Here is a 14,695-nt window from a genome sequence, read left to right as displayed (position 1 = left end):
GGTGGGCGCGGGTGCGCCCTCCTCCGAAATCAGGACTTCGCGGCCTCGGCCACGCGTTCCGGTTGTTGTTGCTTGGGGTCCGCCTTGGCGTCCATGGTCACTTGCTGCGGCGCCACCAGCGCACCCGGGCGGATGTGCTGCAGGCCGTTGACGATGACGCGGTCGCCCGCCTTCAGGCCCTTGCTCACGACACGCAGGCCGTTGATGGAAGTACCCAGGGTCACTTCGCGGTAAGTGGCCTTGCTGTCTTCACCCACGACCATCACGAACTTCTTGTTCTGGTCGGTGCCGATGGCGCGTTCGCTCACCAGCAGTGCGGTGTCGTTGCGTGCCTGGCCCATGCGGATACGGGCGAACTGACCGGGAATGAGCGCGCCGTCCTTGTTGTCGAACGAGGCACGCACACGCACGGTGCCGCTGCGGGCGTCGACCTGGTTGTCGATCAGCTGCAGCTTGCCGGTGAAGGGCGTGCCTTCGAGGCCGGCGGTGCCCATCTGCACGGGGATGCTTTCGATCTGGCCGCGAGCGCTGGAGCCGCTCGGCAGGTCTTTCAGCGCACGGGTGATGACCTGTTCGTCAGCGTCGAAGCTCGCGTAGATCGGGCTCACCGAGACCAGCGTGGTCAGCACCGGAGCGCCCGGACCGGCCGCCACCAGGTTGCCCACCGTCACCTCGATCCTGCCGATGCGGCCCGACACCGGAGCCCGTACCTGGGTGTAGCCCAGGTTCAGGCGCGCCGACTGCAGCGAGGCTTGCGCCGCACGCAGGTTGGCGTCGGCTTCGCGGCCGGCGTTCACACGCTCGTCGTATTCGCGCTGGGCAATGGCCTTGTCGTCCCACAGGCGCTTGGCACGCTCCTGCTCGCTGCGGCTGAACGACTGGCGGGCCTGCGCGGATGCCACCTGCGCTTCGGCGCGCTCGACCTCGGCCGCGTACGGTGCGGGGTCGATGGTGACCAGCAACTCACCCTGCTTCACCAGCGCGCCTTCGCGGAAGTGCACCGACTGCACGGCGCCCGCGACGCGGGAGCGCACGTCGACACGCTCGACGGCTTCGAGCCGGCCCGAGAACTCGTCCCAGGCGTTGATCTCGCTCGACGCCACGGTGGCGACAGAAACCGGCGTGGCTTGCGGGGCGGCCGGGGCGTTGTTGGCTTCGGCCTTGAAGCTGTACATGCCCACCACCGCGGCGGCCACCGCCAGCAATGCGGTAATGCCGGTCACGGCGGGCCACAGGCCCTTGCGGGCTACGGAAGACAGCTTTTTCTCGTTGTTCGACATGATGGTTCGTCCTTCTCGATGACTTTGGGGATGCAACAGGCCACCCCGGCGCTTTTGGCACCAGGAGGCGGAATTCAGGAAAAAGAGGGCCCTCGCACGCTGCCGCGCTGGCAGCGTGTCGATCAGGCAGCCGTGGCTGGCCGGGAGCTAGCTGGGGTGGTTGGGCGCCGCACCCGTGGGCACGGTGGTCGGCGGTGTGGTCGCGCTGAAGAACTCGCGGAAGTGCTGCTGCACCGTCGCCTCACAGGCCACGCAACCCGTGTTCTCGGTGTCGTACAGCGCCTTGGGCCAGTTCGAGGCGCTGGGCAGCACGCTGCTCGTAACCTCGATGCCGGCGGCACGCAGGCGGCCCGCGAAGGTCAGCGCCTCGTCGCGCATGGCGTCGTCCGCACCCACCAGCACCAGCGCGGGCGCCAGTGACGACAGCCGCAGCGAACCGCTCGGCACCGCATAGGGGTGCGTGGCATTCGATGGGCAGCTCAGGTACTTCTCCCAGCCGCTGGCCCAACGGCACTCGGGCTCGTCGCTGGTGGCGTTGCGCAGCGAGGCGGTACCGGCGCACGGGTCGAGCATGGGCGACAGCAGGATCTGGCCTGCCACCGGCGGATGTGCCCGGTCGCGAGCGATGAGTGCCACCGCAGCTGCCAGGTTGCCACCGGCTTCTTCGCCGGCCAGGTACACCTGCGCACCCTTGCCGCCGAGCTTGGTGCGCTGCTTGTAGAGCCATTCGAGGGCGGCATAGCCCACCTCGATCGGCTCCGGAAACGGCGACTGGGGCGCCAGCGGGTAAGCCAGCGACACCACCACCGCACCCGCCCCGGCCAGCAGCCGGGCCACATTGCGGCCGTTGTCGAGGTCGCCGCAGACGAAGGTGCCACCGTGGAAGTGGAGCACCAGCGGCGCAACGTCACCCTTGGCGCGCTGGCCGTACACACGGGCACCGACCGGTTCGCGCCCGGGCAGCTCGATCGACAGATCGGCTTCCACGCCTTGCGCCGCAGCGCGGGCGGCAGCTTCGGCAGAACGGGACGATGGAACGGGTGACATGGGCGACCTCAGGGAATTGGGCGATGGTTGAAATATAAGTCGCCCAGTGTGACGTTAAACAGGCAAGCCGCCCCTACTCTGTTTCCAAACCGACAACAATCGCGGCGCTTCGCAAGGGTTTGGCGCCTTGTGTGAGAATCCGCTCCCCCCGGTGTGGGCCGGGCACCAACAACAGGCATTCGATGGATCAAATCCAGGCAATGCGGATCTTTGTCCGCGTCGTGGAAGCCGGCACCTTCACCCGGGCGGCAGACTCGCTCGCCCTGCCCAAAGGCACGGTCACCAAGCAGATTCAGGCGCTCGAATCGCGCCTGCGCGTGAAGCTGCTCAACCGCACCACGCGCCGCGTCACCGTCACGCCCGACGGCGCGGCCTACTACGAGCGCGCCGCGCGCCTGCTCAACGACTTCGACGACATGGAAGCCAGCATGACGAATGCGCAGGCCAACCCCACGGGGCGGCTGCGCATCGACATAGGCACCTCGGTGGCCAGGCAGATCATCCTGCCCGCGCTGGCCACCTTCTGCGACCGCTACCCCGACATCCAGGTCGACCTGGGCGTGAGCGACCGCACCGTCGACCTGATCAGCGACAACGTCGACTGCGTGATCCGCGCGGGCGACCTCAGCGACCAGTCGCTGGTGGCACGGCGCATCGGCACCCTGCACTTCGTCACCGTGGCGTCACCGGCGTATATCAAGCGCTATGGCGTGCCGCAGCACCCGAACGACATCGAGAAGCGCCACGTGGTGGTGAGCTATTTCTCGGGCACCACGCGCCGCGTGTACCCGCACGAGTTCAAGAAGGGCGACGAGCACATCGAGCTCAACGGGCACTACCGCGTGTCGGTCAACGAGAGCAATGCGCACATCACGGCGGTGCTCGGTGGCTTCGGCATTTCGCAGTGCATCACCTTCATGGCTGAGCCACTGCTGGAAAGCGGCGAACTGGTCGAGGTGCTGCCGGACTGGAGTCGCGATCCGCTGCCCATTCACGTGGTGTACCCGCCCAACCGGCACCTGAGCGCCAAGGTGCGGGCCTTCGTTGATTGGGCGGCCGAACTGTTCGCCAAGAACCCGCGGCTGCAGCGCCGTTGACCGCTCGCGGACGGTGCCTGCCAGGGCGCGTTGGGTGTGCCGGCGGCTTCGACGTCTGCAGCAAATGTTTCATTGCAGGCCCCTAAACTTCGGCCGGTTTATGCCGCAGCTTCGCTGAAGACCGCGCCCACAAGAACATGCATTCCGCCAACCCTATGGAAAACCAGTCGAACGGTCAGGCCGACGCTTCGGGCCAGACGCAAAACCCGCCAGACGAAGACGCAAACGAATTCGGCCGCCGCAATCCGCTGGAAATCGGCGCCCGGCTGCGCAATCTCGCCAATGGCAGCGATTTCCTCAGCGTTCAATACGCAGGCGGCCAACTCGTGACGCAGCTTCTCGATGTGGATGTGCGCGCATGCACCTTCATCTTCGACTGGGGCGCATCGCCCGAGCAGAACAAGGGCCTGCTGGCCGCGCCTCACTGCCATTTCAGCGCCCAGCCGGACGGCGTGCGCATCGAATTCGCCACCGCCTCGCCGCGTGAGACCCGCTACGAAGGACTGCCCGCATTCGAGGTCGACTTTCCCGAGGTGTTGTTCTACCTGCAACGCAGAAAGTACTTCCGCGTCGATACGCCGATTCTCGATTCGTACACGTGCACGGGCCGTTTGCCCAAAGGCGATGCGTTCCACTTCGAAGTGCACGACCTGTCGCTCGGCGGCATCGGCGTACGCACCACGGACGAACGCGTGGCCGAATTGCCAGTCGGCACGTACCTGCGGAATTGCGAACTGTCACTCGGCACGCTCGGCCGGCTCTCGCTCGATCTGGAACTCGTGTCGCACCGCCCCGCCGCACTGCCGAACGGCACGCGACGCCATCAACTGGGTTTGCGTTTTCTGATGCTGCCGGGCAACGTTGAAAGCAGGCTGCAGCGCCTGATCACGCAGCTCGAAATGAAGAGCAACTCGCTGGTGCGCTGACGTCGTACGGACTGGGAGACCGTCCGGAAGTCAGTACACCGGCTCGCAGCGCACTTCGGTCTTCACCGAATTGGCGATGAAGCACTCCTCATGCGCCCGGTGGTGCATCTGCTCGATCTGCTCGCGCGTCGGGACGTTCTCGCCGGAGAACGTCACCTCCGGCCGCAGCGTGACCACCGTCATCGCCATCTTTCCCTCGGCGTTCTTCTCCATCACGCCGGTGGCCGCGTCAAAGTAGCGGTCGACGACGAACTTGCGCTTCACGGCCATGGTGAGGAACCACAGCATGTGGCAGTTCGAGAGCGACGCGACGAACATCTCTTCCGGATCGACCGCCGACGCATCGGACATCGGCAGCGGCACCACGTGCGGCGACGACGAGCCCGCCACTTCCGCGCCGCCGTCGAAGCGCAGCGAATGCCGTCTGCTGTAGGTGTTGCCTAGAAAGTCCTGCTCGCCGCGCAGCCAGAGGATTTCTGCGGTGTACTGGGCCATGGATTGCGCTCCAACTCGAATTGGGGGGAGCGCAATTTTCCTTCAGAGATCGATGCGGTAGCGAAACTTGGTGAGGCTGCCCTGGCTCGGCAGGGTGATGAAGGTTTCGATCAGCACGCCGCCATTGGCCGCTATCACTTTCTGCGACGCGAAGTTGTCCGGGCTGGTCGTGATCTCGACGCGGTTCAGCCCCTCGCCCGCGGCCAGCGTCAGCATGGCGCCGAGCGCGCGCGTCGCATAGCCCTTGCGCTGCTTCCACGGCACGACGTTGTAGCCGATATGGCCCAGGCAGTAGAGCGGCAAGGCGTCGGTGCCGGGCTGCCAGCGCAGGTCGATGCTGCCGCAGAACTCGCCGTCCCACATCCAGCACTTGTAGCCAGGCAGGCGCCGCACCTTGGAGCCGTCGGGCATGACGATGCGCCCGCCCTTGGCCTCGCGGTCCACCAGGCTGGCAAGGAAGCGGTCGGCATTGGCCTTGATGGCGGCGCGCTCCTCGGAGCCCGATTCGGGACGCGTCTCGTCGCGCGCCCAGCCCCGGTTCAGGGCTGACACATAGCTGGGCAGGTAGGCCTTGGCGGGCCAGACCAGCTTCATCGGCTGGGTCTTGGGGGTGACGGCCGCCTTGAGCATCGGTTCAGGCTCCCATCAGCCTGACGATCAACGGCACCAGCAGCGCAGTCGCGATGCCGTTCAGCCCCATGGCCAGCGCGGAGAACGCGCCCGCCGTCTCATTCACCTGGATGGCCCGCGCCGTGCCGATGCCGTGCGCAGCCATGCCAACCGCGAAGCCGCGAACCGCGGGCTCCTTGATGCGCAGCAGGTTCAGCAGCCCGGTCGCCATGATCGCGCCCGAGATGCCGGCAACAGCCGCAGCCACCGCCGCCAGCGACGGCAGTCCGCCGATCTTCTCGGCCACGCCCATCGCGATGGGCATGGTGGCCGACTTGGGCGCGAGCGACATCATCAGCTCGTGCGAGCCGCCCAGCATCCACGCAATGCCGATGGCCGACACGATGGCCGCGACCGAGCCCACGAGCAGCGCCACGCCAATGGGCAGCCACAGCCGCCGCAGCCGGCCGACCTGGCTGTACAGCGGCACGGCCAGCGCCACGGTGGCGGGGCCGATCAGGAAATGCACGAACTTCGCGCCTTCGAAATACGTGTCGTAGGGCGTGCGCGTGAGCAGCAGCACGCCGACGATGACGATCACCGATATCAGCACCGGGTTGACCACCGGATTTCGCCCGCTGCGGGTGTGCAGCCACAGCGCGCCAAGATAGGCCAGCAGCGTGAGCGACAGCCACAGCAGCGGCGACTGCGCGAGGAAGACCCAGATTTCAGAAAGCCTGGCCGGCGCGGTCATTGCGCGTCCTTGCCAGTGAGGCGGATCATCCAGCGGAACGTGAGCGCCGTGACCGTCATGGTGAAGGCCGCGCCGACGATGCCCGCCGCAAGAAACGGCAGCCACTCGCGCCCCACCCGCTCGAAATGCAGCATCACGCCGGTCACGGCCGGGATGAACAGCAGCATCAGGTTGCGCAGCAAATGGCCCGAGGTGTCGCTCAGCACCTGCGGCACGCCGCCGCGCACAAGCAGGCCGATGAACAGCAGCACCATGCCGATCAGCGGACCGGGAATAGGCAGGCCGAGCCACTGCACGAGCAGTTCGCCGGCCAGTTGGCAGAGAAAGAGCGTGGTGATGGCGTAGAGCATTTTTCTTGTGGATGCGGGTGTATGTGTTCAGGACGCGTTTGTCCAGGCCTCTTTCAATGCCTGCTGGCTTGCGGGCGGCAGCACGCCGAGGCGCACATGACCCGGCAGGCCGAAGGAGGCGCAGTCGCGCACCTTGATGCCTTCGGCGCGCAGCGCTGCGGCCACGTCGGGATACGGCCGGTCGGTGCGTGCGCAGAAGAAGTTGGCATCGCTCGGAAGGCATTGCCAGCCGAGCGATTCGCACATCGCGCGTTGCTGGACCTTCCAGGCTTTCAGAGTCTGCAGGCTTTGTGCGAGCCAGCGTTGCGCCTCGTCGCCGGCCCAGGTGTCGAGCAGCGCCACGCCATGCGTGCCCAGCGGCCATGACGAGGCCAGCCGCTCGATGCGTTGCATGAAAAGCGCATCGACATCCTCGGGCGCGATTGCATAGGCGGCGCGGATGCCGGTCAGGCCCATGGCCTTGTTCGGTGTCCACAGCTGCCAGATGCGGTGCCGTTGCGCAGCGTCGAGCGATGGCCGGCCTTCGAGGCGCAGCGGCTCATAGGCCAGGTCGAGCACGCATGCGCCATGGCTGCTCGCGGCCTGCAACGGCAGATCGGCTTGCGGCTGCCCCAGCGGGCTCGACGGCTCGCAGCACCAGCGCAGCGCGACATCGGCATGCGCCTGCGGCGCGCGCACCGCCTGCAAACCCCAGGCCAGCGCCGCGCGCTCGTAGTCGCCATAGCTGTGCGCCGGCAGCCAGACCTGCTTGCCGCCACCTTGCGCCACCGCTGCGCTGATGCGGTGAATGAATTCGCTCGCACTCGCCGCGATCACAATGCGTTCGGCCGTCACGCCGTGAAAGGCCGCCAATCGGCCTCGCAGCGCCGTGTAGTGCGGGTCCGGATAGTGCGCGGCATCGGCAGTGCGCAACGCCGACAGCACGGCCGGGCACGAGCCCACAGCATTGCCATTGGTCGAGAAGTCGTGCGGCGCTACGCCAGCCGCATCAGGACCGCCGTGCACCACCGTGCTCATACCCACCTCCAGCCGGCTGTCGCCACGATGGCCAGCGACGCGAACACACCCGCCGCCAACGCGGCCCGGCCACCCAGTTGCGCGGTGCGTTGCATGTCCAACGCGGAAGGCGCACGCCCCTCGGCATTCAGCGCATACACACCCGGCTTCGCAAGCCGCACGCCCAGCAGCAGCGCCATCGCCGCCATCGGCCAGCCACTGTTGGGCGACGGCGTGCGGCGCGCCTCTTCTGACAGCCCCGCAGGCCAGCGCCATGCCGCCAGCGCCAGCAGCCCCACAGTGATGCGCGCCGGTACCCACGAGAGCACGTCGTCCGCGCGCGCGGCCCATTTGCCGAGCCAGGTCCAGTCGCGGCCATTGCGCTCGCCGCGGTAGCCCCACATCGCGTCGGCGGTGTTCGCGAAACGATAAAGCGCTGCACCCGGCAGGCCGAACAGCACGAACCAGAACACCGGGGCCACGAGCGAGTCGTTGAGGTTTTCCGCGAGCGATTCGATGGCGCTCTCGCGCACTTCGCGCTCGCTGAGCTGGGAAACGTCGCGACTCACCAGACGCGCCAATTGCTTGCGGCCGGCATCGAGCGAAACGGCCAGCGCGGCCTCGACCGCAAGTACTTCATCGCGCAGCATGCGCCAGGCAAAGAGCGGCTTCAGCAGCAGGCCCAGCAACAGCGCCACGGCCCACGCGGGCAGCGACAGCACCATGAGCGTCTGCAAGGCAAAGGCGACGCCCCAGACGCACACGGCCCCCACGCACCACACCAACGCGCCAATGAAGAACATCGGCAGATCCACCGGCTTCGCTGGGTACGCAGGCGGCGCGATGCGCGAACCGAGCCCGAGGTAGCGTCCCATCCACACGACAGGGTGCAGCGGCGCAGGCGGCTCACCCAGCCAGCGGTCGATGGCCAGCGCGATCCACAGCGCAGCGGCTACAGCGACGGCGTATTCGAGATTCTGGAGGAGCATGAGAGCCGCCATTCTCGCGAATCAGGCAGTCGCCCTGCCCCGGCGCCACTGCATCAGGGCACCAAGCGCAACAAGTAACGCGGCCCCCAACGCCACCCAGAGCCGAAGGACGATGGCTTCGGCCTTGGGCGATGGCGCGTCAGCGGGTGTCGGTTCGAGCTTGAGGCCGCTGACGGGCTGGGGGCTGTCCGGCGCTGGCTCGGCTGCCGGGGTAGGAGCTGGCGCAGGCGCTGCCGCAACCACGGGTTCGACCGGTGAGCGCGGCAGGTGCGAAGGCGCAGGCGGCGACAGCTCTGCCTGCGCGAGCCGCTGCACACCCGCATTCCGCTCGCGCAGTCCGGTCGCACGCACTGCTTCCGCATAGGCCCGTGCCAGTTCGCGCCGCGTGGCGCCATCCGGCTTCCAGTAATTCAGCCGCACCGCGTCGAGCATGCGCTCCAGCGTCTGCGCGAAGGCAGCCCGGTTGTCGCCTTCCAGCCATTCGCGCGTGCCCAGCTTGTACTTGTCGCGCACATACACATCGTGCAGCGACTGCCATTGGTCCTGCCGCACGGCCTGCGGCGCCGTGACCTGCCAGCCCCAGAGAAATTGCGCGGTCTTCAGCACCTGCAGCGTGCCACTGTAGCCCTCGGCCTTCTGCGCTTCGATCCACTGCGGATGCAGGTAGCGGGTCTGCATCTCGCGTGCGATGGCGCCTGCTGCGGTGTCGGTACGCACCGCACTGCCGTCGCGCAGGTTCTGCACGTACAGCGCCGGGTCCTTGCCCGTGAGCTGGCGCACGGCCTGTGCGATTCCGCCGAGGTACTGGAACGGGTCGTCGTTAGTCAGCACGCCGTACAGGTTGGAGCTGCGCGCCATCAGCGCCGCATCGACCTGCATGAGATTGCCCGCGTAGGCGCCCGGCCGTGCCGCGCCGTCGAGGCCCTTGCCGTAGGCGTGACCCATGCGGTCCATGTAGAGCTGCGCCATCTGCGCGTCGCCGCCGCCGCGTTGCTGGCTTTTCCACGCATCGCTGGCGAGCGCGGCTTCCTCGAGCCCGGCGCCGTAGCTGCCCTGCTCGTTCGAGAACACGCGCGCTGTCGACCAGCGTTGCGCCTCTTGCACCGATGCACCTTCCGAACGCAGCTTGCGCGCCATCGCCTCGCTGTGCTGCGCGACGGCGTTGCCGGGCTCTCGCAAGGCAGCCACCTGCTGCACCGCCTCGTCGAGCCAGCGCATCACATTGGGAAACTGGTCGCGGTAAGAGCCAGTGACGCTGATCAGCACGTCCATGCGCGGCCGCTTCAACGCCGACGCTGGAATCACCTCGATGCCCGTCATGCGCCCGCCTTCGTCCCAGCGCGGCTTCACGCCCATGGCGTAGAAGGCCTGGCTTTCAAGCACGCCCTGGTGGCGCGAGGCCTCGCCGGCCCAGAGCGTGAAGGCGATCTTTTCTGGCGCCTTGCCGGTATGGGTCTTCGCGTGTTCGGCGATCCAGGCGTCCATCGCGGCAACGCCCGTATCCCAGGCCGCGCGCGTCGGCACGCGGCTCGGGTCGAATCCGTAGAGATTGCGGCCGGTCGGCAGGCTGTCAGGGTTGCGCACCGGATCGCCGCCGTAACTCGACTTCAGGTAACGGCCGTCGAGGGCTGTCAGCAGGCCTTCGATTTCTTCGTTGTGGGCAAGCACCGCGTCGAGCTTCTGCGCGCGTTCGGCCAGCGACAGCAGGCTCTGCACGTCGGCAGCGGTCTTGCCCATGGCACTCGCCGCCTGCGCATCGCTGAGCGCGAGTTCGACCCAGCGCGCGGGCCGCGAGCCGGCAACGCTCTTCGCATCGATCAGAAAGGCCTCGTCGATGTCTTCGCCAAGCGCTTCGACCAAAGGCCTGCCGAGAATCTGCAGGATCGTCATGCGCCGGCGCTGCGCATCGGGAGCCTGCCCGAAGGTCGCCAGGCCCAGCGGCTGCGCGGTCTGTGCGAGTTCGTCGAGGTACGGATGCAACACCGCGATGAAGCCGGCAAAGTCCGCACGAATCCGAGCGGGCGTCCAATTCAGGTCGCGGTCGTAGTGCTGCTCCACGAACTCGGCCGTCAGCTGCTTTTCCATCGCCGTTTTCACCGGGCCGGGCGACAGCGTCTCCCAGTCGTGCATGCGCTCGTGCATGGCCTGCACGCCGGGACGAAAGCCGGCGGGCGCGAACATCGGCGTCGAATGGCTCACCATGGTCGCGCGGCCACGGCGCTTGGCAGTGGTGGCCTCGCCGAGGTTGTCCATGATGTACGGGTAGACGTTCGGCAGATCGCCGAGCGCGAGCAATGGGTCGTCCTGCACCGACAGGCCGCGCTCCTTGCCCGCAGACCATTCGACCGTGCCGTGCGTGCCCACGTGCACCACCGCGCTCGCACCGAACTGCGTGCGCAGCCAGAGGTAGGTAGCCAGGTAGCCGTGGCTCAGCGGAATAGCCGAGCGGTGGTACACCTGCTCAGCCTTGCTCGCCACCTGCGTGCCAGGCTCGAAGCGCGGCGGCTGGCGCAACACGACAACGTTGCCGAACTGCACGCGCGGAATCACGAAGGCTTGCTCACCCGCGACGGGGCGCAGCATGGTCGACTTCTCGGGCGGGCCCCAGTAGCTTTCGATACGGCGCTGCGTTTCCACCGGCAGCGACCGGAACCATGCGAGGTAGCGCGAAAGCGGCATCGCATCGGCCAGGCCCTTGTCGAGCAGCGGCTGCAGCTCGTCGCCCTGCCCCGTCGGGTAGTAGGCCCTCATCGTCGCCTGCACTTGCGCGATGAGCGCGTCGGCGCCCGGCAGGTCGGTGCGGTAGCCGGCGGACTTCATTGCCGCGAGCATGCTGCTCACGCTGCGCGGCACGTTGAGGAACGATGCGCCGAAGTTGGCTTCGCCCGGTGGGTAGTTGTAGACCAGCATCGCCACACGGCGGTCCGCGGCGGGCGTGCGTTGAAGCCGCAACAACGCAGCCGCCTTGTCTGCCACAGCATCGATCTGCGCGGGCAACGGCTGCAGCGTGCCGGCCGCCGCATCGCGCGCGCTCACGAGCATCGGGTCGGTCATGCCGGCCAGCTCGCTCGGGCTGTAGTAGGCAGCGATGTCGGTTTGCGAGAGGCCGTCTTTGCTTTGCGCCCATTGCGTGGCGTCCATGGCCAGCGAGGGCAACGTCTGCAGCACCGGCACGCCAATGCGTTCGAGCTCGGCCTTGCGCTCGTTCGGGCTGAAGACGAGCGAGGCGTTGACGATCGCATCGACCACGCGCCGATCGCCGGCATGCGTCATGCGGAAGAACAGGTCTTTCTGCTGGCGCGGGCCGTAGAAGGCATAGGCGCGCAAGCCGCGCCGTTCGAGCGAGGCGATCAGCGTGTCGAGCCAGCCGGTGTCGTCGCTCGTCACGGTGGCGCTGTTGATGGCGATGGCGACCGTGCCGCTGCTGCCGGGCAACCGCTCGATGGCCGCGATGTCGGCCTCGATGCGGGGCCAGCCCGGGTGATAGAGGCCGGTCAGCGGCAGTGGCACGGGATCGGGCAGGCCGTCGAGCTTGCCGGGCTGTGCCAGGGCTTTCATCGCCGCGCCGAGATTGGCCGCGCCGGAGAAGCGCCAGTACTCACGCAAGCGCTGCGCCCATGCGGCATCGACGCCGCGCTCGGCCACCAGCGGCACGGCAGTGGAGGCTTGCCCCTTGGCCACCAGCGCGAACTCGCCGATCAGCGCATACGGCGCCGTGCTGCGCAAGATCGTGTCGCCGAAGCGCGCCGCGGCAGCTTGCGCGACGCTGATGTGCGGTGCATCGATGACGAGCAAACGCGCGCCTTCCAGCGCAGCGGCCAGCGCTTCGGGCGAGTCCTGCGACGCCGACACCACCTGCAACGGCAGCCCGGCTTCACGCGCGGCAGCCTCCAATCGAACCACCCGCGCCGGCGAAACCAGCGAGGTGCTCAGCACAACGACACGCCCCCCCGCAGGCTGGGCCTGTGCCGGCGCAAGAAACCCCAGCACCACCACCAGAAGCCAGAAGAAAAACCGCGTCACTTCCCGCCCTGGGCCGGAACCGCATCCGCCGGCACATAGACCATCGTGCCGTCTTTCAACCGCCAGGCAGTGCCAGCCTTCTCGCCGTCGCCCTGCCCCGTCGCGCCGCTGGCCTTGAAGCGCGTGATCTTGCGGCCCTCGAGCGTGACGATCTCCATGTTCGGCTGGCCCTCGTTGCGGATGATCGTCACCTTGTCCTGCGCAAAGGGATTCATCGGGTTGTTGATGACCGCGATCATCAGCATGCCGATCACGACCATGAACACGTCGATCAGGTTGATCGTCGAGAGCACCGGATCGTCGTCATCGCTGTCCAAGCTGCTCAGAATGGAGAACTGGCGACGGCTCATGACAGCCGGTCCCGAGCATCGAGCACCGACACCAGTTCACGCATCAGCCAGCGGCGGCGCACGGTGTAGACCACGAAGGTGATCGAGGCCGAGGCCAGCGCGACGATCACGCTCGCGAACGCGGGCGCCAGGCTCTGCGCCACGCCCTGCGATTCGCCCGAGGCCACGGCCACGAGCGCGGGGCCCATCGGGATCATGGTGGCGATCAGCCCCAGCATCGGCGCCACACGGCTGCACAGGCGTACGCCTTCGAGCTGCTTGAGCACGACCAGCTCCATCTGCTCCTGGCTGGCCTGCGCATGGCCCTGCAGCACCAGCGCGCGCGAGGGGTCACGGTGGCGCTGCAGGTACTCGATGCCGAACGCGCCGAGGCAGTACACGGCATAGACGAAGGACAGCAGCACGCCCAGCGTCACCGGCCAGAGGAACAGGCGCGCAAGCTCGAAGAGAACGGTGTCGAAAGCCAGCATCAGGTGGGCTCCACGGAAGACGGATGGTCGAAAAGGTCCGAAGGCCGGCCCCAGCCCTCGTCGAACACCAGCGACGAAAGCGGTTCGCGCTTCGCCCAGCGTTCGCGCTGCAGCATCGGTTCTTCGTAAAAGCTGTGCACGGGCCCCAGGCACAGCAAGGCGATAGGCTCCGCGCCTTCAGGCAGGCCGAGCAGCACCGACACCTCGGCCGGATCGAACAGCGACACCCACCCCATGCCCAGCCCCTCGGCCCGCGCCGCGAGCCAGAGGTTCTGGATGGCGCAGGAGGCCGAAGCCAGGTCCATCTGCGGCAACGTGCGGCGACCGAACACGTGCTTCTCGCGGCCGTCGGCCAGCGTCACTGCCAGCAGCTCAGCCGCGTCGAGCAGGCCCTGCACCTTCAGGCGCATGAACTCGTCCTCGCGCTCGCCGAGTGCACGAGCGGTCAGCACGCGCTCTTGCTCGACGACACGGTGCAGTTGCTGGCGCAGCGCCTCGCCGCGAATGCGGATGAAGCGCCACGGCTGCATGAAGCCGACGCTGGGCGCGTGGTGCGCCGCATCGAGCAGCCGGCGCAGCACCTCGGGTGCGACCTGTCCACCCGCGAAGTGGCGCATATCGCGCCGCTCGTGGATGGCGCGGTAGACCGCCCTCGCCTCGTTGGCCGCGAACGCATGTGCCATCACGCTCAGTCTTCGATGCCGCGTTGCGCAGGAATGCCGGCCTTGAAGGCGTGCTTGATCAACGTCATCTCGGTCACCGTGTCGGCCAGCTCGATGATCTCGGGCGGGCAGCGCCGGCCGGTGAGCACCACGTGCACGTGCTTTGGCCGCGCGCGCAGCGTTTCGAGCACGCCTTCCAGAGGCAGCCAACCGTAGATCAGCGGATAGGTGATCTCGTCGAGCACCACCAGGAAGAACTCGCCCGACAGGATCGCGGCCTTGGCCTTCTCCCAGCCGTCGCGTGCCAGTTGCCCGGAGCGTTCGAGGTCCTGGCTCTTCCAGCTGAAGCCGTCGCCGAGCCCTTCGATCGGAATGCCGATCTGCTCGAACATGCGGTGTTCGCCGAAGCGCGCGGTCGGCACCTTCATGAATTGGTAGATCTTCACGGCCTTACCGCGGCCGTGAGCGCGCAGCGCGAGGCCGAAGGCGGCGGTGCTCTTGCCCTTGCCGTCGCCTGTGTTGACGATGACGAGGCCTCGGCGTTCGCCTTCGGGTTTTTCGTACGGCTTTTCGCTGGGGGGTGTCTCTATTTGCATGGGGGTTCCAGTTCAGTTCTCGGAAGGTGTTCTGTTGTTCGGGGTGCGTGC

The 14,695-nt window shown here is 67.3% G+C and carries 15 protein-coding genes; 2 read left to right on the top strand and 13 right to left on the bottom strand.

The genetic code is table 11. The features are described from left to right. Positions 1-29: 29 nt before the first annotated feature. Both NWF24_RS12635 and NWF24_RS12630 read right to left on the bottom strand, forming a co-directional pair. The gene (locus tag NWF24_RS12635; RefSeq protein ID WP_258354456.1) at positions 30-1,280 is read right to left on the bottom strand and encodes an efflux RND transporter periplasmic adaptor subunit; all 1,251 of its coding nucleotides are present in this window, start codon (positions 1,278-1,280) and stop codon (positions 30-32) included. Positions 1,281-1,427: 147 nt separating this feature from the next. Then, entirely contained in the window at positions 1,428-2,327 is a 900-nt protein-coding gene (locus NWF24_RS12630; RefSeq protein ID WP_258354455.1) for an alpha/beta hydrolase, read from the bottom strand. A gap of 182 nt (positions 2,328-2,509) precedes the next feature. Here NWF24_RS12630 and NWF24_RS12625 point away from each other — a divergent pair, with 182 nt between their 5' ends. Beyond that, positions 2,510-3,424 (top strand): LysR family transcriptional regulator, encoded by a 915-nt coding sequence (locus NWF24_RS12625; RefSeq protein ID WP_093056509.1) that lies wholly within the window; start codon positions 2,510-2,512, stop codon positions 3,422-3,424. A gap of 137 nt (positions 3,425-3,561) precedes the next feature. Further along, on the top strand, positions 3,562-4,350 hold the full coding sequence (locus tag NWF24_RS12620; protein WP_375338454.1) for a flagellar brake protein: 789 nt from the start codon (positions 3,562-3,564) through the stop codon (positions 4,348-4,350). Between the two features lie 30 nt (positions 4,351-4,380). Here the strand turns inward: NWF24_RS12620 and NWF24_RS12615 are convergent, their stop codons facing one another. Genes NWF24_RS12615 through cobO form a run of 11 tightly spaced genes read right to left on the bottom strand, consistent with a single transcriptional unit; the run spans position 4,381 to position 14,644 of the window. After that, positions 4,381-4,845, bottom strand: a complete 465-nt coding sequence (locus NWF24_RS12615) for an OsmC family protein (protein ID WP_258354454.1) — start codon at positions 4,843-4,845, stop codon at positions 4,381-4,383. 42 nt (positions 4,846-4,887) lie between these two features. After that, positions 4,888-5,475 (bottom strand): GNAT family N-acetyltransferase, encoded by a 588-nt coding sequence (locus NWF24_RS12610; protein WP_258354453.1) that lies wholly within the window; start codon positions 5,473-5,475, stop codon positions 4,888-4,890. 4 nt (positions 5,476-5,479) lie between these two features. After that, positions 5,480-6,208, bottom strand: coding sequence for an LrgB family protein (locus tag NWF24_RS12605; protein WP_258354452.1), 729 nt, complete (start codon positions 6,206-6,208; stop codon positions 5,480-5,482). Continuing rightward, on the bottom strand, positions 6,205-6,558 hold the full coding sequence (locus NWF24_RS12600) for a CidA/LrgA family protein (protein ID WP_258354451.1): 354 nt from the start codon (positions 6,556-6,558) through the stop codon (positions 6,205-6,207). The genes NWF24_RS12605 and NWF24_RS12600 overlap by 4 nt, the downstream gene beginning before the upstream one ends. Positions 6,559-6,585: 27 nt before the next feature. Continuing rightward, a complete protein-coding gene (locus NWF24_RS12595; protein ID WP_258354450.1) occupies positions 6,586-7,575 on the bottom strand; it encodes a pyridoxal phosphate-dependent aminotransferase in 990 nt (329 codons plus the stop codon). Further along, on the bottom strand, positions 7,572-8,543 hold the full coding sequence (gene cbiB / locus NWF24_RS12590; protein WP_258354449.1) for an adenosylcobinamide-phosphate synthase CbiB: 972 nt from the start codon (positions 8,541-8,543) through the stop codon (positions 7,572-7,574). The genes NWF24_RS12595 and cbiB overlap by 4 nt, the downstream gene beginning before the upstream one ends. Before the next feature lie 21 nt (positions 8,544-8,564). After that, positions 8,565-12,566: a cobaltochelatase subunit CobN gene (cobN, locus tag NWF24_RS12585; protein WP_258354448.1), complete on the bottom strand. Its 4,002-nt coding sequence runs from the start codon at positions 12,564-12,566 to the stop codon at positions 8,565-8,567. After that, complete coding sequence (locus NWF24_RS12580) at positions 12,563-12,916, bottom strand: DUF2149 domain-containing protein (protein WP_258354447.1); 354 nt, start codon at positions 12,914-12,916, stop codon at positions 12,563-12,565. The genes cobN and NWF24_RS12580 overlap by 4 nt, the downstream gene beginning before the upstream one ends. After that, on the bottom strand, positions 12,913-13,386 hold the full coding sequence (locus NWF24_RS12575) for a MotA/TolQ/ExbB proton channel family protein (RefSeq protein ID WP_258354446.1): 474 nt from the start codon (positions 13,384-13,386) through the stop codon (positions 12,913-12,915). Before NWF24_RS12575 ends, NWF24_RS12580 begins: the two co-directional genes overlap by 4 nt. Then, complete coding sequence (bluB, locus tag NWF24_RS12570; protein ID WP_258354445.1) at positions 13,386-14,069, bottom strand: 5,6-dimethylbenzimidazole synthase; 684 nt, start codon at positions 14,067-14,069, stop codon at positions 13,386-13,388. The genes NWF24_RS12575 and bluB overlap by 1 nt, the downstream gene beginning before the upstream one ends. Positions 14,070-14,074: 5 nt before the next feature. Next, a complete protein-coding gene (cobO, locus tag NWF24_RS12565; protein ID WP_258354444.1) occupies positions 14,075-14,644 on the bottom strand; it encodes a cob(I)yrinic acid a,c-diamide adenosyltransferase in 570 nt (189 codons plus the stop codon). Between the last annotated feature and the right edge of the window lie 51 nt (positions 14,645-14,695).

It is taken from the genome of Variovorax paradoxus (genome assembly GCF_024734665.1).
GTDB lineage: Bacteria > Pseudomonadota > Gammaproteobacteria > Burkholderiales > Burkholderiaceae_C > Variovorax.
The sequence above is the reverse complement of the archived record's forward strand: the minus strand, read 5'-3'. Positions and strand labels throughout refer to the sequence as shown.